Genomic DNA, 25145 nt, shown 5'->3' with positions numbered 1-25145 from the left:
TATCAATTTGAAGAATTACTTCACTTCAAAAACATTATTTGCTTGTTTTACATCAGCCATTAATCCACTTGGATCGATAGTGATTTTTTTGATTGACGTTTTGTTTTTGTCAATTGTAAAACTATAATTCTGCTGCGCCCAAGCCCAATCTTCTAGAACTGTTCTTTTTACGTTCGGGTTTGGATTTGGTTTAATGAAATTCATCATTCTTAACGGAATGTAGAATGTTTCAGAAGTTCCGTCAGTATAATCTACTTTTAAATCGATTGGCATTGGCATTCTTCCAATTCTTTCTAAAGTAACCGTAGTTTTTCCTGAATTGTCGGCTACGTCTTTAATTCCGTAATCGATTGTGTTTAATGTTTGTGTCCAATCTGTTAAATACCAATCTAACTCAGCTCCAGAAACTCTTTCTGCTGTTCTTTTGATATCGTTTGGCGTTGGATGCTTGAATTTGAAATCATTGAAATATCTTTTTAAAGTTGCGTCAACATTTTCTTTTCCAATTACATATTCTAACTGAGAAAGGAAAAGACTTCCTTTAATATAAGACGAAATACTGTACGGACGGTTTTCATCGTAACGATCTCCGTGAGTTGTTTGAGGCTGTTCTTTTCCAGAATTTACTAAACTGTAATAAGCCGCATAATTTCCTTTAAACGGATTCACTTCTTTTTTATCGCCTTTTAATTCATTTAAAGCACTGTCTTCGATGTACGTTGTAAAACCTTCGTCCATCCAAGGGTGTTTTGATTCGTTTGACGCTAAAATATGCTGGAACCAAGAATGTCCTAATTCGTGAGTTGCAGTTCCAAGAATTCCTTCAAGAGTTCCGTTTCCTAACATTAAAGTACACATTGCATACTCCATTCCACCGTCTCCACCTTGAATAAATGAATATTGTTTGTACGGATATGCGCCAACTCTTTGGTTATAATATTCCATAACTTTTACCATTAGAGGTTCTAACTGTTTCCAGTTTTCTGCCACTTTTGGCGTGTTTTTGTAGAAGAAATGCAAATCGACATCGTTTGGTCCTTTTACAATATCATGCGCATAATCTTTGTCTGCTGCCCAAGTAAAATCGTGAACATTTGGCGCAATAAAATGCCATGTTAATGTTTTTGCTTTTTTAGGATATGTAACCGTTATACCTTCGTCTTCGTAACCATGACCAATTGAATTTTTGTCTTGCAAATATCCAGAACCACCGATTGTGTATTCTTTGTCGATTGTAATTTTTACATCAAAATTCCCCCAAACTCCGTGAAATTCTCTTGCAATATATGGATCTGCATGCCATCCTTCGAAATCAAATTCAGCTAATTTTGGATACCATTGCGACATTGAAAGCTCGATTCCTTCAGAATTATTTCTTCCAGAACGACGAACTTGAACTGGAACTTGTCCGTCAAAATCTAATGTAAAAGTAGTTTTAGAATTTGGTAAAATTGGTTTCGCTAAAGTTACTTCCAAAATAGTTCCTGAAACTCTTGTTTGAGCAACAGCACCATCTTGTTTAAAGTTTGTAATTTTTAAAAATCCAATTTCATTTGGTTTTAAAGTTTCAATTCTGCTTTGTTTTACCTCTTTTCCATCAGCGCCTTTTACTTTATTTACCATTCTTCCATCAGGATCTTTAATGAAATGAAGACGAGCATCCATTTCGCTTCCTGGTTGAAAAGCGTTTGGATATAAATGATAGTATACCTTTTTTAAAGTATCAGGAGAATTATTGGTATAAACCAATTCTTGTTTTCCTTTGTATTGGTAGTTTTTTACATCCATAGAAACCTCCATTTTATAATCGGCGTGTTGTTGCCAATATGGGGCGCTTTGTGCAAAAGCTGAAGTAAAACCTAAACTCAAGAAAGAGAGTAAAATAATTTTTCGCATGTAGATATGTAATAGAAAATGGAAGAGCATTCGCCCTTCCATTCGGTTAATAGTATATTATTCTTTATTTTTTAGACATCTTTTCAGCCATTAATAAAGCGTTATAAGCATTTACCATTTTTGCTGTTTTTGAAGATTCTGCTGAAGAAACTGCAACTGGTTTCTCTTGCGGATTTTCACTTTTTCCAAGAACAACCTTTGAAGGAAGCGCTACTCCAGAATCCATTAAAATCTTTTTAACCTGAGCTGCTTTCAATTTTGGATAATAAGAACGAATCAATGCTGCTACACCTGCCGCGTTTGGAGATGCCATTGAAGTTCCTTGCAAATATTTGTATTTATTATTCGGAACTGTTGCGTAAATTTCTTCACCTGGAGCAAAAACGTCTACGTTTATTTTTCCAAAGTTTGAAAAACTAGCCACAACTGTTTCGCCATATTCTTTATTAATTGCTCCAATTGTAATTAAATTGTCTGCAAATTCTTTTACGTTATCTTCAGAATCGTTTGGATAGTTGATGTTTTTTGTTTCATCAATATTATAGCCGTCATTTCCTGCTGCGTGAACAATTAATACGTCTTTTTTTGCTGCGTATTTGATAGCGTCGTAAACCCATTGTTTGTGCGGAGAAAAGCTTTTTCCGAAACTTCCGTTGATTACTTTTGCACCGTTGTCTACTGCATAACGAATTGCTAAAGCAATATCTTTGTCATACTCGTCGCCATCTGGAACCGCTCTAACTGTTAAAATTTCAACATTTGGCGAAGCTACTCCGTCTCCTCCTAAATTATTTCCTCTAATTTGAGCAATAATTCCGGCAACGTGAGTTCCGTGAAGCGCTTTTTCTTTATCTGGGCCAAAAACAACGTTATTTCCGTATTTCGTGTTTTTAATATCTTCTGGATTATCACCTACGATTTTTCTTCCGTCAAAATCTTTATTCAAATTGTAATTTAACTGATCGTAAACTTGATCTTTGTATTCTCCAAAATCAGCTTCTGGATTGAAAGTTGGACCAGCATTTGTAAAAATCTGAGTCATGATAGCTTTACTTCTTAAAACTTTTGAATCTGTAGAAGTAATTTTGCTTAAATCTTCTATTTTATAATCTGATTTATTCAGCTCTTTTTTGATTGTATTATGAACATCAAGTAAAAAGTCTACTTGTTCTTTATCTTTTAAAGCTTCTTCGTACTTTTCATTATATTGAGCCAAAGCTTCTTTGTATTGAGCAGAACCGTCGTCTCCTTTTTTAACAACGCGTGTCAATTCAAGATTTTCGTGTACAGCGTCTCCAAGGAAATTCCATCCGTGAACGTCATCGATATATCCGTTTTTATCATCGTCGATTCCGTTTCCTGGAATTTCTTTAACATTTGTCCAGATCATTCCTTTTAGATCTTCGTGTTCGATATCTACACCAGAATCTACAATACCTACAATAACTTTTTTACCTGTCTTACCTTGCAGTAATTCAGCCCAAGCTCTGTCTACACTCATTCCCGGAATAGAATCTTTTACTAAATCTAAATGACTCCATCTTTTTAATTCATTTTCACTAACTGGTGCTTTTTTTACAACTGCCAAAGGAGCAACAACCGGCTGTTTTGGCGCTGAATTTTGTGCTTGCAAACTTGCACTGCAACCTGCTAAAACAAGTAATGCAAAAGCAGATAATTTAAGAGGTTTTATATGACTCATCTATCTATAAATATAAGTAAAGTTAAAAGATGGGCCTAAATTATGATTTTTTGTTACAAAAAACTAACTGTTAACAATGTGTTATGAAATTTTGAACAAAATTTTATAACAGTCAAATCCACACAATCCTTTAAAAATCAAATTCTTAGCTATAATCTGACAAAAGATGCCATTCAATAAAATGAGTACTATTTTTCTTCGATAAAATAATTTCAAGCGCTTACGGAATCACGTAAGGAATCTCCGAATATATGTGTTAAACTTGCGCGACCTAATTCTAAACCATTTCTATGAAAACAAAACTACTCTTGTTGCTATTATTGGCAAATTTTTCTATTTATGCGCAAACAAACTTAGTCTCTAACGGAGATTTTGAAACTTGGACTGCATTTTCTCAACCAACAGATTGGTTCCGTATCTCAAATGGGCTTTTATATCAAGATTCTGATGCACAAAAAGGTTCCTCAAGTACAAAAATGGAAATTACTAGCGGAACTGTTCATAATATGTACAGCAGTCCTTTTGCTACTCAATCAGGAAAAACGTATCGTGTTACGATGTATCACAAGCTTGTTTCGGGAACGATAACTTCTGTAGAATTAAGCTTAACAAAAACTGATATTTTTAAAACACCTATTACAAAAAAAGAAGAAACAACTTCTTTAAATTCTGCTTGGCAAAAAATTGAATTTGATTATGTTGCCACAACTACTCAAAACGCAGAAATTAGCATTTGGATAAAAGGAACAACTGGCACTCAAATTTTAGTTGATAATGTTTCGATTGTTGATGTCGCTGAAATTGGACCAAAATATACGCTTATACCAGATGTAAACTTTGAAAATGAACTTATAGCATTAGGTTTAGACTCTGGCGCTCCTGATGGAAAAGTTTTAACTTCTAAGATTTCTACCGTAACCTATTTGTTTTTATACCAAAAAAACATCGCTGATCTTACTGGCATACAAGATTTTACAAGTCTACAAAACTTGAATGCTGACTTAAATCAGTTAACAAATATAGATGTATCCAAAAATATCAATTTAACAAGGTTATCTGTATACAGGAATAAGCTGACAAACGTTGATATTTCTAATAATATCAATTTAACAGATTTATCTGTAGATGAGAATAAGCTGACAAACTTAGATATTTCTAAAAATACTAAATTGACCGTTTTAAGCTTTGACAGTAATCAACTTACTTCTATAAATTTAAGTTATACGCCGCTATTAAAGAGTTTAAGTTTTAGTCATAATCCTATAACTTCGATTGATCTGAGTAATTTAAAATTACTTAACCGCTTGAATATGCTAAACTGTAAGATGCCTTCTATAGACTTAAGTAATAATAAGTCTTTGATTTCTTTATGGGCTCGAGACAACAAATTTACAACCCTAAATCTCTCTGAAAACAAAGAATTAGTAAATCTTACAATCGATTCTAATTTGCTAACAACATTAGATTTAAGTGCAAATACGAAGTTAGAATATCTTAATTTTTCTAACAATCCTATTACTAGCATCAATTTAAAAGCTAATATTAATTTAAAAGCTTTACAAATTTATTACTCTCAAATAAGCACACTTGACCTAAGTAATAATAAGCTTCTAATTGGTTTAGATTGTGACAACAACCCTAATTTAAAAACGTTGGATTTACGAAATGGAAAAAATACCAACTTACTTAAAACTTTTACTTATTGGACAGGAACTAATGGCGGTCCTGGAGAATCAAGTATTATGGGTAATACCAGCTTATCATGCATTTTGGTCGATGATGTTTCTTATTCTAACACAAATTGGTCAACCTTTAAAAATAGCGGCGAATATACTTTAGACTGCGCCTCTTTAGTTTATACTTTAATTCCAGATGCCAATTTTGAACAAAAATTGATCGATTTAGGAATTGATAAAGATGGGAAAAATGGGAAAGTATTGACTTCAAGCATTGCTTCATTAACTACATTAGGCGTTTCTAAAAGCAATATTGCTGACCTTACAGGAATTCAGGATTTTACTGCTCTTACAATCCTAAATTGTTCAGAAAATGCATTAACAACGGTTGATCTTTCGACAAATGTAAATCTTAAATCATTAACGGTTAGTAAAAACCAATTGAAGTCTATAAACATTTCAAAAAATATAGCTCTAGATTATTTTGCTGGTAATAATAACCAATTTACTGCTTTAGATTTTTCTGCCAATACTGAATTATCTAAAATATATATTACCGATAACGTCTTAACTAGTTTAAATGTATCTAAAAACAGTAAATTGATAACTTTATGGTGTCAAAGAAATAAACTGCCAAATTTGGATATTTCTAGCAATTTAGCATTGACTGAATTTGTTTGTGAGAGAAATGAATTAGACACCTTAAATGTTTCTAAAAACACAGCGTTAACATCTTTATCTTGTTCCCAAAACAAAATAAAAAGTTTAGATGTTTCTCAAAATACATTGCTGAAAATGTTTGACTGTTCTATTAACAAATTGGAAAGTTTGAATTTAAAAAATGGAAACAATAAATTACTTGAGAAAGCTAACTTATTCTTTTTCTCTAACTTAAGCTTAAAATGTATTCAAGTAGACGATGTTGCTTATTCAAATGCGAATTGGGCTACTTCAATTAAAGACTCAAGTGCTTCTTACAACACAGATTGTACAGTTTATACTTTAATTCCAGATTCTAATTTTGAAGATAAATTAATTGCTTTACAAATTGACAAAGATGGTAAAAATGGTAAAGTGATAACTTCTAGTATTGCTAGCGTAACTTCGCTAGATGTTTCTGGAAGTTCTATCAAAGACCTTACAGGAATTCAAGACTTTACTTCATTAATTGATTTAAACTGTTCTACAAATACTTTGACAATACTTGATTTGTCTAAAAATACAGTTTTAGAAAACTTATATGCTCAAAAAAATGAATTAACTTCATTAAATACGACTGCTAATAAGTCTCTTAAGGTTTTAAATTTAGGTACTAACAAATTAACTTCTTTAGATATTTCAGCCTTGACAAAACTAGAAGAGCTTAATGTTAGCAGTAATGCGATAACATCATTAAACGTTTCAGCTAGCAAAGCATTGACAAGTCTAAATTGTGGCAATAACAAATTGACTAGCTTAAATGTTACAACAAATACAGCTTTAACTACTTTATATTGTTTTAATAATCAAATCGCAAGTTTAGATGTTTCAAGCAACATTTTATTACAAAACTTAATGTGTAATGGCAATAAACTGACTGCACTTAATCTTTCTAAAAACACAGCTTTAATTATACTTGATTGTTTTGAAAATCAAATTACAAGCTTAGACATTTCTAATAATCCGAAAATAACTGAATTGGCTTGTAACAACAATTTATTGACTTCATTAAATTTAAAAAATGGCAATAATACAAAACTAGTTTTAGCTTCTTCTAGTTTCAAAAACAATCCAAAACTTACTTGTATTCAGGTTGACAACGAAACCTATTCTAATGATAATTGGTCTGCTATAAAAGACGTTACAGCAAATTACAATGTAGATTGTGCAGTTTATACCTTAATTCCAGATGCTGCTTTTGAAGATAAATTAATTGCATTGCAAATTGATAAAGATGGTAAAAACGGAAAAGTAGCTACTTCAAGTATTGTTTCTGTTACTACATTAGACGTTTCATCAAGTTCTATTAAAGATCTTACTGGAATTCAGGATTTTGTTTCTCTGAAAGTATTAAATTGTAGTACAAACCAATTAACTTCTTTAACTCTTGCAAACAATCTTTCATTGACAGAATTAAATGTTTCTTACAACGCTTTAACAACTCTTGATGTTAGTAAAAACAAAGCATTGACGGCATTAAATGTTTCAAACAATAATTTAAATTCTTTGAACGTAAAAAATGGTTTCAACACCAATATGGATTGGTTTAGTGTGAATTTTACTAAAAATGCTTCTTTAGGCTGTATTCAGGTTGATAACGCAAAATATTCTAATGATGAGTGGAATGGAAAATTAGACAAAACTTCTTATTTCACAGAAGACTGTAATACGTTTACGCTTATTCCTGACAGCAATTTTGAAGATGAATTGATTGCCTTGAAAATTGATATTGATGGTAAAAATGGAAAAGTTTTAACTTCAACAATTTCAACTGTAAAAGACTTAAATGTTCAATTAAGCGATATTAAAGACTTAACTGGAATTCAGGATTTTGCTTCTCTTGAGTATTTAAACTGTCAATTCAATCTTTTAACTTCTTTGAATGTATCTAAAAATTCAAAATTAATAGAATTATATACGCACGGAAATGATTTGACAACATTAGATTTATCTGCAAATCCAGCTCTTACGACTTTATATGCCAACAAAAACAAACTGACTGCTTTAGATTTATCTAAAAACAGCAAATTGGTTTATGTTAACGTAACGGAAAACTCACTGAAAACATTAAACCTTAAAAATGGTAATAACAGCAATTTTACAGGTGCATTGTTAAATAAAAATACATCTCTGACTTGTATCACAGTTGACAATCCTTCTTTTGCTGCTTCGAGTGGCGTATTCTTTAAAGATGCTGGCGCTTCTTACTCTGCAACATGTACTTTAGGACTTGAAGATTCGGTTTTCAGCAAAGCAACAGTTTTCCCTAACCCGACAAAAGGAGAGGTTAACATTAATAATGTTTCTTTAGAAAAGGCAACTGTTTATAATTCGTTAGGACAACTGGTTAAAACATTTGTTTTCAATAACGGCGAAACTAGTAATACTATAAATTTATCTGGTTTGCCGAGAGGAGTTTATTTTGTGTATCTAATTAGTGGAGATGCCGCTTCCGCGAAAAAAATAATCGTTGAATAAACCATACGATTTAGTTCAATTAAAAAATCCCATCTTCAGTATTTGAAATGGGATTTTTTTATGTTTTGATTTTTTCGTTTAAAAAATATCTTCGCAAGTAAAAACATCTTTTAATCGAACACCTTTCTCTGTATGTTCCACAGTTATAATTTGATTGTGCGCATCATGTTCTAAAAACAAATAATGATTATGATCTGCCGCTGCATTCAAAAATTTTGATTTTTCTGGCATTGTCAGCAAAGGTCGGGTATCGTAACCCATAACATAAGGCAACGGAATGTGTCCGGCTGTTGCCAATAAATCGGCACAAAAAACAATGGTTTTATCTTGGTATTTTATGTACGGAATCATCTGTTTTTCGGTGTGGCCGTCAACGTAGAAAATATCAAAATTTAATTCTTTTGAAAAACCAAAATCAGTTTCTGGTCTTTCAACAAAATTCAATTGTCCGCTTTCTAGCATAGGCAATATATTTTCAGACAAAAAAGAAGCTTTTTCGCGTGCGTTGGGTTTTGTTGCCCATTCCCAATGATTTTCGTTGGTCCAGAATTTGGCATTTTTAAAAGCTGGTTCGTAACCCGTTTTGGTTGAATTCCATTGAACGCTTCCGCCGCAATGATCAAAATGAAGATGCGTCATAAAAACATCTGTAATATCATCACGGTTAAAACCATATTTTGCTAGAGATTTATCTATAGAATGAGAACCCCAAAGCGAATAATAGCCAAAAAACTTTTCAGATTGTTTATCTCCCATTCCGGTGTCAATTAAAATTAAACGTTTTCCGTCTTCAATTAATAAACAGCGTGCCGCAATATCAATTAAATTATTCGCGTCTGCGGGATTTGTTTTGTTCCAAATAGTTTTAGGAACCACGCCAAACATAGCGCCGCCATCTAATTTGAAATTTCCAGATTCTATAGGATAAAGTTTCATGAGAATATTTTTGTAAAAGAACAAAGCTAGGAAATCCCGACTCCTTTTACTAAAATTTCTACTTAAAAAACTTTTACTTTATTCTAATGTGATCGAAGTACTACCCATTATTTCTTGCTTGTCAAAATAATTAACAAAATAAGTGCCTTTCTTAAAATGATCTTCATTCGCATTTAAGATTCCATAAACATTTACAGACTTTCCTTGAAAATCTGCAGCAACGATAAAACTATAAACTAAAGCTTTATTATTTCCGAATTCGATTAGTTTATCATCTCCCAAAACGGTATTTTTTTGATCTAATACCTGAACATAATATATCCGTTTTCCAGTTTTTGCAACGCCATTTCCGTTAATAGTGAAACTAATTTTAAGCTTATCTGTACTTTTTGATTTTGTGGTTTCCAATTCTTTTCCAGAGTTTTTTTCGCGAAGTGCAATTACTTTAAAATTACTCAAAGAAAGTTTTGAAGCATCTTTTAAAGTCGATTCCAGCTTTTTTTGTTTAGAAACCAAAGTATCATTTTCTGCTTTCTGTTGGTACATCACAACATTCTGACTTTCAATTTCTGTTAGAAGATTTTTATTCTGAAATTTTAATTTTTTTATTTCCTGCACTCTCGTATCCAAAGAATTCTTTAAATCTAAAAGCTGATTTCTGTATATTTTTATTTGAGCCGCCGTCGGATTTTGAGAAACTTTAATTAACTGCATTAAATTTTCAACATTCTTGCGTTCTAATTCTAATTCTCTAGACATTGTATTTTTCTCAAGAATAGCTACATCGTACGCCTCCTTTAAAGTATTTAAAGAATCTAAAATATTCATTTGTTCGCTCAACTCTCGCTTAGCAACGGGATTTGCTTTCGTAACAACTTCTTCTTTTATCTCACTTTCCTCATTTTCAGGCTCGCTGCTAAAAACCAATACTGTAGCGCCTATTCCTAAAACAAAAATTAAAGCAAATAATGGTTTAAACCACTTTATTGTATTTTGTTTTTTCATAATTAGTCACAATTTTTCGCAAAAATACCAAATAATCACAGAGTTACATCAGTAGAAATACTCGTTTTTAACATTTAAAACAAGAAATTGCAAAAAATCGAAAAAAAACTAACATTTTCAGCATTTATAGGTTCATTTTGGAGTAAGATTTTATCAAAATAACTAATATCTATTTTCTCATTTGTTATAATAATGTGAACCGTTATGGAAAAAGGTTTTTAAGTCGTATCTTTGCAGACAATTTCTATTTAACATTGAAAATAAGCGTTTTAAATCTGTACTAATTTCATTACAGAAGATAAATGCTCATTAAATTAAACATCTAAGAACAATGATAAAAGTTTCAGATACTGCCAAAAAGAAAATCATCGACCTGATGACTGATGATGGTTTTGACGCTGCTAGCGACTACGTAAGAGTAGGTGTAAAAAGCGGTGGATGCTCTGGTTTGTCTTATGATTTAAAATTTGACAAAACCAAAGGAGAAGACGATAAAATATTCGTAGATAACGATATACAAATTGCCGTTGAAAAAAAATCATTCCTTTATTTAGCCGGAACAATTTTAGAATTTTCTGGAGGATTAAACGGAAAAGGATTTGTTTTCAATAATCCGAATGCAAGCAGAACTTGCGGATGCGGAGAATCATTCTCTCTTTAGTCAAAAGCCGAAAGTCATAAAGTCTTAAAGACTGCAGATTGACTTTCGAACTTTAGACTTTAAAACTTTAGACAATAAAAAAAATAATGAGCAAATACACAGAAGACGATTTAAAAATCGAACTCGAAACTAAAGAATACGAATACGGATTTTATACCAATATAGAATCTGAAACATTTCCTGTGGGTTTAAACGAAGAAATCGTTCGCGCAATTTCTCTTAAAAAAGAAGAGCCTGAATGGATGACTGAGTGGCGTATCGAAGCTTTCCGCGCATGGAAAGAAATGATCGAACCAGAATGGGCAAATGTAAATTACGAAAAACCAGATTTTCAGGCTATTTCATATTATTCGGCTCCAAAACAAGTAGATCCTAACAAAACTTTAGACGATGTAGATCCTGAATTATTAGAGATGTACAAAAAGTTAGGAATCTCTGTAGACGAACAGAAAAAAATGAACAATATCGCTATGGATATTGTTGTCGATTCTGTTTCTGTTGCTACAACTTTCAAGAAAACTTTGGCAGAAAAAGGAATTATTTTCTGTCCAATTTCTGAAGCTATTAAAGAGCATCCAGAATTAGTAAAAAAATATTTAGGAACTGTTGTACCTCAAAAAGACAACTTCTATGCAGCATTAAACTCAGCAGTTTTCTCTGATGGAAGTTTCTGTTATATTCCAAAAGGCGTAAAATGTCCGATGGAACTTTCAACTTACTTTAGAATCAATCAAGCAGGAACGGGACAATTTGAAAGAACTCTAGTTATTGCTGACGAAGGAAGTTACGTTTCTTATCTTGAAGGATGTACAGCTCCAAGCCGTGACGAAAATCAATTACACGCTGCTGTGGTTGAATTAATCGCTTTGGACGATGCTGAAATTAAATATTCTACCGTTCAAAACTGGTTTCCTGGAAATAAAGAAGGAAAAGGTGGAGTTTACAACTTCGTAACCAAAAGAGGTTTATGCGAAACAAACGCTAAAATTTCTTGGACACAAGTTGAAACCGGTTCTGCTGTAACTTGGAAATATCCTTCTTGTGTATTAAAAGGTGATAATTCTGTTGGAGAATTTTATTCTATCGCTGTAACTAATAATTATCAACAAGCTGATACTGGAACAAAAATGATCCATTTAGGAAAAAACACTAAATCGACTATTATTTCTAAAGGTATTTCAGCTGGAAAATCACAAAATAGCTATCGTGGTTTAGTGCAGATTTCGCCAAGAGCAGAGAATGCAAGAAACTTTTCTCAGTGTGATTCTCTTTTAATGGGGAACAATTGTGGAGCGCATACTTTCCCTTATATCGAAAGTAAAAATCCATCTGCTAAAATTGAGCACGAAGCAACGACAAGTAAAATTGGAGAAGATCAGGTTTTTTATTGCAACCAAAGAGGTATCCCAACTGAAAAAGCGATTGCCTTAATTGTAAACGGTTTCAGTAAAGATGTCTTGAATAAACTTCCAATGGAATTTGCGGTTGAAGCTCAAAAATTATTAGAGATTTCTTTAGAAGGTTCTGTAGGATAATTTGAAGATGGAAAATAAAAAAGTAATCATTTTAGGTTCTTCCAGAAAAAACGGAAACACAACAAAAATTGTGGACGAAATTTCGAAAGAACACAACATAGATGTAATTAATTTAAGTGATTATACTATTTCCTATTATGATTATGAAAGCAAAAATATAGGCGATGATTTTTTGCCTTTGATAAGAGGAATTATCGAAAAGTATGATACTTTAATTTTTGCAACGCCCATTTATTGGTATAATATGAGCGGAATTATGAAGGTCTTTTTTGACAGGATTTCAGATTTAATCCGCATTGAAAAAGAAACCGGAAGAAAACTTAGAGGAAAGAAAATCGGAGTAATTACAAATTCACACGATAATGTAATTGAAGATAGTTTTTACATTCCGTTTCAAAAAACAGCCGATTATTTAGGCATGGAATATTTAGGACACGCGCATTTTAATGCCAATATCCTAAACCAAACAACAAAAATAGAATTGACATTTATATAAAATAAAAAACAATGTTATCAATAAAAAACCTTCACGCCGCAATTGGTGATAAAGAAATCCTTAAGGGAATTAATATAGAAGTTAAAGCTGGGGAAGTTCACGCGATAATGGGACCAAACGGTTCTGGAAAAAGTACACTTTCTGCTGTTATTGCAGGAAACGAAAATTATGAAGTTACAGACGGAGAAGTTATTCTTGACGGAGAAGATCTTGCTGATTTAGCTCCTGAAGAAAGAGCACATAAAGGTGTTTTCCTTTCTTTCCAATATCCGGTAGAAATTCCTGGAGTTAGCGTTACTAACTTTATGAAAACTGCTATCAACGAAACTCGTAAAGCAAACGGACAAGAAGAAATGCCAGCTAACGAAATGTTGAAAGTAATTCGTGAAAAATCTGAATTATTAGAAATTGACCGTAAATTTTTATCTCGTTCTCTTAACGAAGGTTTTTCTGGAGGAGAGAAAAAAAGAAACGAAATTTTCCAAATGGCAATGTTAGAGCCAAAATTAGCAATCCTTGACGAAACTGATTCTGGTCTTGATATCGATGCTTTAAGAATTGTTGCAAATGGTGTGAACAAATTAAAAAGCGACAAAAACGCAATCATTGTGATCACACACTACCAACGTTTATTAGATTATATCGTTCCTGATTTCGTTCACGTTCTTTACAACGGAAGAATCGTAAAATCTGGTGGAAAAGAATTAGCTTACGAGCTTGAGGAAAAAGGATACGACTGGATTAAAGCAGAAAACTAGTTTACAGTTACAGTTTACAGTTTGCAAAAACTCATAACTCATAACTCATAACTTACAACTAAGAAAATGGATTTAAAAGAAAAATTAGTATCGTCTTTTATGGCTTTTGAAGAGCGTGTCGATGTACATTCAGATTTACATGACATACGCACAAATGCTTTAAAAAACTTCGAAAATAAAGGTTTCCCAACCAAAAAAGAAGAAGCTTGGAAATATACATCGCTAAATGCCATCTTAAAAAATGACTTTACGGTTTTTCCAAAACAGGAAAATGCAATCGAATTCAATCAGGTAAAAAAATACTTTTTACACGAAATTGATACGTACAAATTAGTATTTATCGATGGCGTTTTCAGTTCGCATTTGTCTTCTACAACGCACGACGGAATCGATGTTTGCTTAATGTCATCGGCATTAACCAAACCAAAATATAAAATGGTTATTGATACGTACTTTAATCAAATTGCAAGTAAAGATGATAGCTTGACTTCATTGAATACAGCTTTTGCAATTGAAGGCGCTTTTATCAATATTCCGAAGAAAAAAGTAGCAGATAAACCAATTGAGATTATGTATTTCTCAACTGGAAACGAATCTGCTTTAATGGTTCAGCCAAGAAACTTGATTATTGTGGGCGAAAATTCACATGTACAAATTATTGAGCGTCACCAAAGTTTGAATGAAAATCCAGTTTTAACAAACTCTGTTACAGAGATTTTTGCTCAAAAACGTGCGATTGTAGATTATTATAAAATCCAAAACGACAACAGCGAAGCTAATTTAGTTGACAATACTTATGTTTCGCAACAACAAGAAAGTCATGCTTCTGTTCATACTTTCTCTTTCGGAGGAAACTTGACTCGAAACAATTTGAATTTCTATCATTTTGGCGAAAGATTGACAAGTACGTTAAACGGAATTTCAATCTTAAATGACAAACAGCACGTTGATCATTATACTTTGGTAAACCACGCACAACCAAACTGCGAAAGTTTCCAAGATTATAAAGGAATTTTCTCTGATCGTTCGACAGGAGTTTTCAATGGAAAAGTTTTGGTTGAAAAAGAAGCTCAAAAAACAAACGCTTTCCAAAAAAGCAACAATATTTTATTGAGTGATAAAGCTACAATCAATGCAAAACCTCAATTAGAGATTTTTGCAGATGACGTAAAATGTTCTCACGGATGTACAGTTGGACAGCTTGATGAAACAGCAATGTTCTACATGCAATCTCGTGGAATCCCGAAAAAAGAAGCCAAAGCTTTATTGATGTACGCATTCTCAAATGCCGTTATCGAAAGCATTAAAATACCAGAATTAAAACAAAGAATTACTAAAATCATTGCCATGAAATTAGGCGTGAATTTAGGATTTGATTTGTAGTCGGGTTTTACCGCAAAGACACAAAGGTTACGCAAAGTTCGCAAAGTTTTTTATTAAGCTTTGCGAACTTTGCGCTTTTATACCTTGCGCTCTTTGCAGTTAAATATTAATCTTTAATTTTTATTATTGACAATATAATTCCTAAGAAAAACAATCCCAATCCAAGTAATAAACAGATCGTATTAAATGGATGACCAATATTAGTAGACCATGCAAATCCATTTAAAACAAAACCGATTATTAATAAAACAATTGGATGAAATAGTTTCTTCATAATTTATTTTTTCACTGAAGAAATGACATCTTTCAAAAACCCATTAAAATCAAAACTTTTATCACCCTCTCTCACTCCCATTCTCACGATTACCATATCTTTTGATGGAACAATCGCAACCATTTGACCTTGATAACCACTGCAATAAAACATATCTCTAGGAACGTCCCGGAATTTTCCTCCTGCATTTAGCCAAAATTGTGCTCCGTATTTTCCATTAGAAGTATTCGTTGGTGTTGATGTGTATTTTACCCAGCTTTCATCCAAAATTTGTTCTCCGTTCCAGTTTCCTTTATGAAGATATAATAATCCGAATTTTGACCAGTCTCTTGGCGTTGCCCATCCGTAAGAGGAACCTACAAAAGTTCCCGACATATCCTGCTCGACAATCATTGAGTTCATTCCGATTTTGTCGATTACGGCGCTGTACCAAAAATCAAGATATTCTTGTTGGGTTTTAAATTGTCTTCTCAAAATTAAAGACAATAAATTAGTCGTTCCTGATGAATAATTCCAATGTGTGTTGGGTTTAAATTGAGCTGGTTTTTCCAACTGCACTTTCCCCATATCTTCAGCTTGAAAAAGCATTTTTGTGGCGTCGCAGATTGTGCTGTAATTCTCTTCCCATTCTAAACCAGAATTCATATGAAGCAAATCATTAAGTGTAATATTTTTACGTTCGTCATTTTTCCATTCTGCAACTGGAGCAGGTTTATAAATATCAATTTTTCCTTGTTTTGTCAAAACTCCAAAAGCAGAACTGGTAATACTTTTAGTCATTGACCATCCTAAAATTTTACTGTCCTTATTAAAACCTGTATCGTATTTTTCGGCAATTAAATGATCTTTATATAAAACTACAACAGCACGAGTTCTTTTAATTCTTCCGCCTGTTTTGTCAAAAGCATTTTCGACAGCTTTTTTTAGTTCTGAATAATCAACATTTACGAAAGCAGAATCTTTTGGTTCATTATTTCCGTATGGAAAAGGAAGATTGTTTTCTAGTTTTGTTCTTTTTGGAAGTAAATATGGTTTTGAAATATCAAAATTATCATTAATCAAAGTTGCACCTAAACCTTCGCGATAAATTGCTTTTCTTTCTTTCAATCCGTAAACAGATGAAACAGCAAATTTTCCAGCATCATCAATTGAGTTCTTCGCCAAATCAATCATATCGATATCATTGTCGGTTTTTTGAATTAAATCCAAAGAGCGGTTATCTATAAAATGACCCGACGCGACACTTTTGGCCGAAAAGCCAGAAATCAAATCAAGTTTTGGATAAGTTGTAAATCCGAAATACAAAAAAGCAAGAACCACAACAAGCAAAAGTACTTTGAGAAATTTTTTCATGATGATTTAGTTATTTTTATTGCAATATAAATAATTTATGTTCACGATATTAAGACTCAAATTATAAATCTATTTCAGATAATTCAGAAAAGCGAACTGATTTTTATAAAATCAGCATTTAAGCCTTTAATCAATGGCATCATAAAAGGAAATTATAGAATTGCTGTATAAACAAATTTAGTTTTAGTACTTTTGTAGATAGATTTTTTCTAAATAAGACATGCTAGATATTCAAAAAATAAGAGCTGATTTCCCGATACTTTCACAAACTGTAAACGGAAAGCCATTAGTATATTTCGACAACGGAGCTACTTCGCAAAAACCACAAGTTGTAATTGATGCTGAAGTAAAATATTATAACGAAATCAACGCCAATATTCACCGTGGCGTTCACACTTTAAGCCAGTTAGCAACTGACGCTTACGAAATTTCTCGCGGAAAAGTAAAAGACCATATCAACGCAAAACATGCTCATGAAGTTCTTTTTACTTCGGGAACAACGCACGGAATTAACTTAGTTTCAAACGGTTTTGCTTCGATTTTAAAACCTGGTGACGAAGTTGTAGTTTCTTCATTGGAACATCACAGTAATATTGTGCCTTGGCAGATGTTATGCGAAAAAACGGGCGCTGTTTTAAAAGTTATCCCAATCAATGAAAATGGAGAATTAATCATTGAGGAATTTGACAAATTGCTTTCAGACAAAACAAAAATCGTTACCGTAAATCATATTTCAAACGCATTGGGTGTAATCAATCCAATAAAATATATTATTGATAAAGCACACGCTGTTGGCGCTGCAGTTTTAATTGACGGCGCACAGGCTGTTCCGCATTTAAAACCAAATGTTCAGGAATTAGACTGCGATTTTTATGCTTTTTCTGGTCATAAAATGTGCGGTCCAACCGGAACTGGAATTCTTTACGGAAAAGAAGAATGGTTAAACAAACTTCCTCCTTACCAAGGCGGTGGCGAAATGATTAAAGAAGTTACTTTCGAAAAAACAACGTACGCAGATCTGCCTCATAAATTTGAAGCTGGAACGCCAAATATTGCTGGCGGAATTGTTTTAGGAACTGCCATTGATTATTTAAACGAGATCGGTTTTGATAAAATTCATGAATATGAAAATGAACTTTTAGAACATGCTACAAAACGTCTTAACGAAATTGAAGGTATCCGAATTTACGGAAACACCAAAAATAAAGCTTCTGTAGTTTCGTTTAATATTGATGGAATTCATCCTTATGATGTTGGTTCTATTATAGATAAATTAGGAATTGCGGTTAGAACAGGACATCACTGTGCACAGCCAATTATGAATTTCTTCTGTATTCCGGGAACAATTCGCGCTTCTTTCTCTTTCTATAATACAAAAGAAGAAATCGATGCCATGGTTGATGCTGTTAAAAAAGCACAAACTATGTTAAGCTAAAAAAAAAAATATATGCGAATAGTATCATTATTGCTCCTGACACTTTTTATTGCTACGGGATGCTGCAGTCAAAAAAAAGCAGATATGAAATCTACACAAATTGAATATTCTGCAATGTCGAGAGGCTATTACAAAAGTATTGTAGTGCAAAATAAATCGGTTTCTGTTGTTAAAGAACGCAACGCAGAAGCTGTTAAAAGCAATATTGATGATGCAAAATGGAATAAAATTGTTGATGCCTATTCAAAAATAAATTTAGAAAGTCTTTCTTCCTTAAAAGCGCCAACCGACAAACGTACTTATGACGGTGCCGCAATAGGAAATTTAAAAATAACTAAAGATGGAAAAACCTACGAAACTTCAGGTTTTGACAATGGTTTTCCGCCAAAAGAAATCGAAAAACTAGTAAATTTATTAGTTGATTTTTCTAAAGAATAATTATGACAATAAAAGAAATACAAGACGAGATAATAGACGAATTTTCAATGTTCGACGACTGGATGCAGCGTTATGAATACATTATCGAATTAGGAAAAAGTCTTCCGTTAATTAAAGAAGAATACAAAACCGACGATAATTTAATCAAAGGCTGCCAATCTAAAGTTTGGTTGCAAGGCGAACAAAACGATGATAAAATCGTTTTTACAGCAGACAGCGATGCTATTTTGACAAAGGGAATAATTGCAATTTTAATTCGTGCTTTCTCCAATCAAAAAGCAAAAGATATTCTAGAAGCCGATACTGATTTTATAGACGAAATTGGTTTAAAAGAGCATTTATCTGCAACGCGCGCCAACGGTTTGGTTTCGATGATAAAAAACATCAAAATGTATGCTTTGGCTTTTGATGCAAAAAACAAAAATTAAAAAATTTTAAACCATTAAGGCATTAAGGTTCATAAAGTACTAAGCTTAATTTTCTTGGTAGTTATAAGAGAATTAAGCGTATTGCAAAACTTAATTTTCTTAATATCTTAATGGTAAAAACAAAAACAAAAATGGAACAAGAAATAGACACAAACGAATTAGGAGAATCAATCGTAAGAATCCTTAAAGGCATTTACGATCCTGAGATTCCTGTAGATATTTATGAGTTAGGATTAATTTACGACGTAATGGTAAACACAGATTACGAAGTAAAAATCCTTATGACACTTACTTCGCCAAACTGCCCAGTTGCAGAAAGTTTACCAAGAGAAGTTGAAGAAAAGGTAAAAACAATCGAACACATTAAAGATGTTGAAGTAGAAATTACTTTTGACCCGCCTTGGAGCAAAGATTTAATGAGCGAAGAAGCTAAGTTAGAATTAGGAATGCTTTAATATTTGTTTCAGGTTTCAGGTTTCACGTTTCAGGTTACACAACTTGAAACGTGAAACCTGAAACTTGAAACTAACTTTTCACATGGAAGAAATCATCAACAAAGTTGCCAATAGTGCTTTAGAAGTTTTTGATTTAGAGGATTATTATCCAAAAGGAATGCGTGTGCAGATTGACATTTCGCAATGGCTTTTAGAAGGATTTTTATTAAAAGAAAAAGACTTTAGAGAACATCTTAAAAATCATGACTGGTCGCAATATCAAGATCAATATGTCGCTGTACATTGCAGTACAGACGCCATTATTCCAGCTTGGGCGTTAATTTTAGTAAGCGTTCATTTAGCTCCTTTTGCAAAAAAAGTTGTTAACGGAACAATCGAAGATTTAGACGGAAGCTTATACGAAGAAATCTTAAGTAAAATAGATTATTCGGTTTATCAGAACAAACCGGTAATTGTAAAAGGCTGTTCTAGAAAACCTGTTCCAATGCGCGCCTACATATTAGCCACTACTTATTTGCAGCCCTTTGCAAGAAGCATTATGTATGGCGAAGCATGTTCTGCAGTACCTTTATACAAAGAATCTAAGAAATAACCTGCAATAACACGCAATCAACCTTTATCTTTCGATTGGTTTTTAGTATATTTGATTACACACTTAAACTAGATACCATGAGAAAGATCTTTTTATTACTCTTCGTTTTAGCAAATCTTACTTTTGTTCAAGCCCAAAACACTGAAAAAGAATTAGCTCAAAATACTGAAAAAGCCGTAAAAAAACTCAATGACACCATTGAAAAAGAAGGCTGGAAGGCAAAAGGAATTGTATCACTTTTATTAAATCAATCGAGTTTTAACAACTGGATTGCTGGTGGAGAAGACAGTTTCTCTGGAACACTCGGAATCAATTATGATTTTAATTATAAAAAAGATGACGTAACTTGGGATAATAAAGTCCTTGCCTCTTACGGTATACTCCAAACCAAAAATACCGACTTTAGCAAAAAGACCGACGATAGATTAGAATTCAACTCTATTCTTGGTAAGAGAGCTTTTGGCGATTGGTATTATTCTTTCTTTCTGAATTTTAGAACCCAATTTACAACGGGTTATATTTATGGTCAAGATGCCAATGGAAAAGAAATCAGAACAGAACAAACTAAGTTTATGTCACCTGGATATCTTACAACTGGACCTGGTATTTATTGGTCTAAAGATGAAAATCTGAAGATTAACTTTGCGCCTCTAACTTCAAAATTCACTTTTGTAGATAATGCTTATACAAGCGGAATTGATAGATTTACAGGTTTGCCCTATGTAGATGGCGATTATTTTGGAGTTGACGAAGGCAAAACAATGCGTTACGAACTTGGTTTCTATGCATCTGTTTATTATAAACTCGCTATTATGACCAACGTAACGGCAGAAAATACACTGAATTTATATTCTAATTATTTAGAAGATCCGCAAAATGTAGATATCAATTATTCTTTGAATATCATTATGAAAATTAATAAATTCTTATCTGCAAATTTTGCTTTTCAAGCAATTTATGATGATAATGCTTTCAGAGGACTTCAAACCAGACAAGTATTTGGTTTAGGAGTTAATTTTGGATTTTAATTTGAGTCTGGAAACTGCTTAGTTTTAACGCAAAAAACGCTAAGATTTTTATTAGTTGTTTTTTTGTATAAAAGAAAAAGTTCGCAAAGCTATATATAAATTTAGCTTTGCGAACTTTGTGCATATAACCTTAGCGTTCTTTACGTTAAATTAATTTATTCCTGCTCTTCTTCCTTTTCAACTGCATCCTTATAATCAGGATACAAGAATTTATTATAAGGAAAACGCGTAATATGAATTTGTCTAACTGCTTCATAAACCCTTTCTCTAAATTCTTCAAAGTTTTCTTTTTGTCTCGCCGAAATAAACAATGCTTTATCTTCTCCAACATTACTCATCCACGTTTGTTTCCATTCGTTAAGCGTATAATGTTTACGAGTTCTTTCTGTAATTAGATCGTCTTCATCAATTGTCAAGTGTTTGTAAGCGTCGATTTTGTTAAAAACCATAATCGTTGGCTTATCGTTACTTTTGATTTCTTGCAAAATTTTATTAACCGATTCAATATGATCTTCAAAATCTGGATGTGAAATATCTACAACATGCAAAAGCAAATCTGCTTCGCGAACCTCGTCCAAAGTACTTTTAAAAGAATCTACCAATTGCGTTGGTAATTTTCTAATAAATCCAACTGTATCAGAAAGTAAGAAAGGAAGGTTTTTGATAACCACTTTTCGAACTGTCGTATCTAAAGTTGCAAACAATTTATTTTCAACAAAAACATCACTTTTTCCAATGGCATTCATCAGAGTCGATTTTCCAACATTGGTATATCCAACTAAAGCCACACGAACCATTGCGCCTCGATTACTTCTCTGAATACCCATTTGTTTATCGATCGTTTTGATTTTTTCTTTCAATAACGAAATTCTATCACGCACAATACGTCTATCTGTCTCAATCTCCGTCTCTCCAGGCCCACGCATACCGATACCCCCTTTTTGACGTTCAAGGTGCGTCCATAAACCAGAAAGTCTTGGCAGTAAATAAATACACTGCGCCAATTCTACCTGCGTTCTTGCATATGAAGTTTCTGCTCTTTGTGCAAAAATATCCAGAATCAAATTCGTTCTATCCAGAATTTTACAATCAATAATTCTTGAAATATTTTTTTGCTGAGAAGGCGTTAATTCATCATCAAAAATTACGGTCGATATTTTGTTCTCTTTTACATAGAGATTGATGTCGTCAATTTTTCCCGTTCCAACAAAAGTCTTCGGATTTGGGCGTTCCATTTTTTGCGAAAAGCGCTTAATAACTTCACCGCCAGCGGTAAAAGTCAAAAACTCCAATTCGTCTAAATATTCATTTAGTTTCTCTTCACTTTGACTTTGAGTAACGATTCCAACAATAACCGTTCTCTCAAAATTTATAACTTCTTTTTCTAACATATTCTTGAATAAGGTGCAAATTTAATCATTTGTCGGCTACAATCAATTACACAATTTGGTTTTTAAATTTATATCCAAATGATTATCACAAAAAAATGGAACTCCGCCAAGTTTTACCTCAGCAAAATTCCACCTCTGAATGGTCTTTTTATAAAAACCCTTTATTCGTAAATAAAGGTTTTCTCCGTTTTTACAATTCCGTTTTCTTCTATCTGAGAACAAGAAATCGGAAAATTTAATTTATTGTATTTGTACTTTCTGCTTACTGCAACTAATGCTGTAGAAGACGGACTGAAATTCATTTCATTATTATAAGAAATCGATTCAAACGGAAACTCTTCTTCGTGATACGAAATCATCGGAACAATTACTTTGTAATTATCTCCAAAAAGACTTTGAACAATTAATTGATCTACCGATTTTTTATCATCATAAGTATATGTTTTAGAGATTTTATCTCCAACCAATCCTTTATGTTTTGATACATTATCGTTTACATAAACGTATTCTAATTTTCCGATAATGGCTTTGTTTCTGTCGCGTGACGTGCGTCTGACAATAATTCCATTTTCAACCAAATATTCAATATCGTCTACTAAATTCTGATGATTAGTACTCTTTTTTGTTGTCACTTTGATTCTTGCTCCTTCATAAAGAAACGAAACCACTTTTGTAATATAATTTGGCCCTTCCTGATATTTTTTTACAAACTTCGTAATATTGTTATCAGCATCGTAACTATAGTTTACTACTTCTTTCCAGTCACTTCCAACTTTATCTTTTACTGTCATATCAAGTAAGCCATTTTTATTGTAAAAGAAATGCTGCACCACATCTGAAGTAGTTATGGTTTGAACTTTGCCATCTTTAAAAACGAATGTTTTGTTTACAATTTCACCGTCTTTAGAGTTTTGGTAATTCGTCTTTACAACGTTGATTTGCTTAAGTCGAACTGGAGCGTCCTGACTATGTATTACGCATGGAAAAACCATCATTAAGATGGCAATAAAGTAGGTTTTCATGTGATATTTGTATTGATTTGGGATGACCAAAATACAAAATTCCATTAAATTTCAGGAATTTGAAATACAAAAACTACAAACTTTTCAATAAAACTCTAAAAACCAACTTATTATTTATTAAATCCTAAATCGCATTTTATTTTTCTCCAAATATCTTAATATCGTCTACCATAAAAGCGCCGTTTAAGGTTTTGTCTTTTCCAGAACCAATGTATTTAAATGCAATATTGATATTTCCAGAATATGCCGAAAGATCAATTCCGCCAGAACTTATAAACTCGCGTGCAGGAGTGGAAAGATTTGGAACTTTTGCTTCCAATTTTGTCCATTTTGCTTTGGCAACACTTGAGCCATCAAAATTGGTTGAAACATAAATTTCCAAAGTATTTAAAGGTGAATCTATTTTTAAATCATGTTGTGCACTTCTAAAAGAAAGAACTGCATTTTTGTAACCTGTTAGATTTATTTTAGGAGAAACCAACCAAGCAACATTTTCGGCAGCGGTTGTGCTTGTAGTGTTAAATTCTGCGTAACCGTTTCCGGCGTACACCATACTTTTCCATAATTTGGCTGCTTTTTCTACAATATTGCTCCAACCAGGAAGTGCAAAATTTACATTGTTTTTAACCGATTGAAAATCTTCTGCAAAAAAAGGCGTATTTCTTTTTCCATTCATTTCGATATCACTTTCAAAGCGAACCATCAATTGATAATCTGTTCCGAATTTGGTTAGAATTCCTCGTACTTTCCCGCTTCCTTCTGGCACAAAATGATCTGCAAATTTTGCATAAGCACTCGTTCTAAAAATAATTTGATTTCCAGTTTTATCTCGTAAATTCCAATTTGTCGATCCGCCAACATTATTTGATTCTTCAAAATAATGGCGTCCCAAAGCCGATTCTGTAAACTCAACATCGTTCAATTCTATTAAAGTATTCAACTTGCTATCATTTAATGCTTCTTCAACAGAAATTGATTCAACCAATAAATCTTCCTCAATTATCGTACAAGAAGCATTTAATACATTTTTATATTCATTTTGAGAAATCCTCCCAATTGTAGGATCTCCCGCATTACTTACATACAAACTGCCAATTCTTAAACCACCGTAATACAAATCTGTAAATTGGTTTTTAAGTTTTACATAAACTTTGTTTCCTAAACGATAATCGATATAAGTATTTGAGGCATCAATAGGAACGCTGAAACCAATTGCTGGATTTTTTTCGGTCTTTTTTGTTTGCAGTGAAATAGTTTTAAAAAAATTTCCGCCTTCATCACTCGACACCACATAAGCTTCAATTACATCATCGTATAAATATTGTTTTGCTGTATTAGCAGAAAGTTCATAAACTTTTTCGACGGTTTTATTTACTGTAAAATCAGGTTGTGTACATGCTAATTTTGGAGTTTCGACTTCGGTACTACAACTGCAAATAATTAAAAATGATAATCCAAAAAGTGAATTTAAAAATATGTTTTTCATAACCAATAATTTTTTGAT

General features: G+C 32.5%; 20 protein-coding genes. 12 read left to right on the top strand and 8 right to left on the bottom strand.

Features of this window, described 5'->3' with window-relative positions; translation table 11 throughout:
* Nucleotides 1-15: 15 nt before the first annotated feature.
* Together NYQ10_RS05570 and NYQ10_RS05565 are read right to left on the bottom strand one after the other, a co-directional pair.
* Nucleotides 16-1896, bottom strand: a complete 1881-nt coding sequence (locus tag NYQ10_RS05570; protein ID WP_289879253.1) for a M1 family metallopeptidase — start codon at nucleotides 1894-1896, stop codon at nucleotides 16-18.
* Between the two features lie 64 nt (nucleotides 1897-1960).
* Complete coding sequence (locus NYQ10_RS05565; RefSeq protein ID WP_289879252.1) at nucleotides 1961-3598, bottom strand: S8 family peptidase; 1638 nt, start codon at nucleotides 3596-3598, stop codon at nucleotides 1961-1963.
* A 290-nt stretch (nucleotides 3599-3888) separates the two neighbouring features.
* Between NYQ10_RS05565 and NYQ10_RS05560 the strand changes: the two genes are divergently transcribed.
* A complete protein-coding gene (locus NYQ10_RS05560) occupies nucleotides 3889-8451 on the top strand; it encodes a T9SS type A sorting domain-containing protein (RefSeq protein ID WP_289879251.1) in 4563 nt (1520 codons plus the stop codon).
* Between the two features lie 78 nt (nucleotides 8452-8529).
* On the opposite strand, the gene NYQ10_RS05555 is transcribed toward NYQ10_RS05560, so the two are convergent.
* Nucleotides 8530-9387, bottom strand: a complete 858-nt coding sequence (locus NYQ10_RS05555; RefSeq protein ID WP_289879250.1) for an MBL fold metallo-hydrolase — start codon at nucleotides 9385-9387, stop codon at nucleotides 8530-8532.
* A 78-nt stretch (nucleotides 9388-9465) separates the two neighbouring features.
* Entirely contained in the window at nucleotides 9466-10392 is a 927-nt protein-coding gene (locus tag NYQ10_RS05550) for a hypothetical protein (RefSeq protein ID WP_289879249.1), read from the bottom strand.
* A 331-nt stretch (nucleotides 10393-10723) separates the two neighbouring features.
* Here NYQ10_RS05550 and NYQ10_RS05545 point away from each other — a divergent pair, with 331 nt between their 5' ends.
* The 5 genes from NYQ10_RS05545 to sufD all read left to right on the top strand — a co-directional run bounded on the left by NYQ10_RS05545 (nucleotide 10724) and on the right by sufD (nucleotide 15225).
* Nucleotides 10724-11053 (top strand): HesB/IscA family protein, encoded by a 330-nt coding sequence (locus NYQ10_RS05545; RefSeq protein ID WP_012023267.1) that lies wholly within the window; start codon nucleotides 10724-10726, stop codon nucleotides 11051-11053.
* Between the two features lie 86 nt (nucleotides 11054-11139).
* Nucleotides 11140-12588: a Fe-S cluster assembly protein SufB gene (gene sufB / locus NYQ10_RS05540; protein WP_276175632.1), complete on the top strand. Its 1449-nt coding sequence runs from the start codon at nucleotides 11140-11142 to the stop codon at nucleotides 12586-12588.
* A 7-nt stretch (nucleotides 12589-12595) separates the two neighbouring features.
* The gene (locus NYQ10_RS05535) at nucleotides 12596-13084 is read left to right on the top strand and encodes a flavodoxin family protein (protein WP_289879248.1); all 489 of its coding nucleotides are present in this window, start codon (nucleotides 12596-12598) and stop codon (nucleotides 13082-13084) included.
* An 11-nt stretch (nucleotides 13085-13095) separates the two neighbouring features.
* Entirely contained in the window at nucleotides 13096-13842 is a 747-nt protein-coding gene (gene sufC / locus NYQ10_RS05530) for a Fe-S cluster assembly ATPase SufC (protein WP_008466070.1), read from the top strand.
* A gap of 66 nt (nucleotides 13843-13908) precedes the next feature.
* Nucleotides 13909-15225 (top strand): Fe-S cluster assembly protein SufD, encoded by a 1317-nt coding sequence (gene sufD / locus NYQ10_RS05525; RefSeq protein WP_289879247.1) that lies wholly within the window; start codon nucleotides 13909-13911, stop codon nucleotides 15223-15225.
* Between the two features lie 277 nt (nucleotides 15226-15502).
* On the opposite strand, the gene NYQ10_RS05520 is transcribed toward sufD, so the two are convergent.
* Nucleotides 15503-16852 (bottom strand): serine hydrolase domain-containing protein, encoded by a 1350-nt coding sequence (locus NYQ10_RS05520; RefSeq protein WP_289879246.1) that lies wholly within the window; start codon nucleotides 16850-16852, stop codon nucleotides 15503-15505.
* A gap of 220 nt (nucleotides 16853-17072) precedes the next feature.
* Here NYQ10_RS05520 and NYQ10_RS05515 point away from each other — a divergent pair, with 220 nt between their 5' ends.
* From NYQ10_RS05515 to NYQ10_RS05490, 6 genes are all read left to right on the top strand, one after another.
* The gene (locus tag NYQ10_RS05515; protein WP_289879245.1) at nucleotides 17073-18287 is read left to right on the top strand and encodes an aminotransferase class V-fold PLP-dependent enzyme; all 1215 of its coding nucleotides are present in this window, start codon (nucleotides 17073-17075) and stop codon (nucleotides 18285-18287) included.
* A gap of 12 nt (nucleotides 18288-18299) precedes the next feature.
* Complete coding sequence (locus NYQ10_RS05510; RefSeq protein ID WP_289879244.1) at nucleotides 18300-18725, top strand: hypothetical protein; 426 nt, start codon at nucleotides 18300-18302, stop codon at nucleotides 18723-18725.
* A gap of 2 nt (nucleotides 18726-18727) precedes the next feature.
* The gene (locus NYQ10_RS05505) at nucleotides 18728-19153 is read left to right on the top strand and encodes a SufE family protein (RefSeq protein ID WP_012023259.1); all 426 of its coding nucleotides are present in this window, start codon (nucleotides 18728-18730) and stop codon (nucleotides 19151-19153) included.
* A gap of 131 nt (nucleotides 19154-19284) precedes the next feature.
* Nucleotides 19285-19608 (top strand): SUF system Fe-S cluster assembly protein, encoded by a 324-nt coding sequence (locus tag NYQ10_RS05500; RefSeq protein WP_025570977.1) that lies wholly within the window; start codon nucleotides 19285-19287, stop codon nucleotides 19606-19608.
* An 82-nt stretch (nucleotides 19609-19690) separates the two neighbouring features.
* A complete protein-coding gene (locus tag NYQ10_RS05495) occupies nucleotides 19691-20200 on the top strand; it encodes a DUF2480 family protein (protein ID WP_289879243.1) in 510 nt (169 codons plus the stop codon).
* A gap of 77 nt (nucleotides 20201-20277) precedes the next feature.
* A complete protein-coding gene (locus NYQ10_RS05490) occupies nucleotides 20278-21228 on the top strand; it encodes a DUF3078 domain-containing protein (RefSeq protein WP_276175640.1) in 951 nt (316 codons plus the stop codon).
* 155 nt (nucleotides 21229-21383) lie between these two features.
* On the opposite strand, the gene hflX is transcribed toward NYQ10_RS05490, so the two are convergent.
* From hflX to NYQ10_RS05475, 3 genes are all read right to left on the bottom strand, one after another.
* Nucleotides 21384-22619 carry a GTPase HflX gene (hflX, locus tag NYQ10_RS05485; protein WP_289879242.1) on the bottom strand — a complete coding sequence of 412 codons (1236 nt, stop codon included), beginning with the start codon at nucleotides 22617-22619 and terminating at the stop codon, nucleotides 21384-21386.
* Nucleotides 22620-22780: 161 nt separating this feature from the next.
* Nucleotides 22781-23641, bottom strand: a complete 861-nt coding sequence (locus NYQ10_RS05480; protein WP_289879241.1) for a hypothetical protein — start codon at nucleotides 23639-23641, stop codon at nucleotides 22781-22783.
* Between the two features lie 136 nt (nucleotides 23642-23777).
* Entirely contained in the window at nucleotides 23778-25127 is a 1350-nt protein-coding gene (locus NYQ10_RS05475) for a DUF5689 domain-containing protein (protein ID WP_289879240.1), read from the bottom strand.
* Nucleotides 25128-25145 lie beyond the last annotated feature (18 nt).

The sequence above is a fragment of the Flavobacterium johnsoniae genome (assembly GCF_030388325.1).
Lineage (GTDB): Bacteria > Bacteroidota > Bacteroidia > Flavobacteriales > Flavobacteriaceae > Flavobacterium > Flavobacterium johnsoniae_C.
The sequence above is the reverse complement of the archived record's forward strand: the minus strand, read 5'-3'. Positions and strand labels throughout refer to the sequence as shown.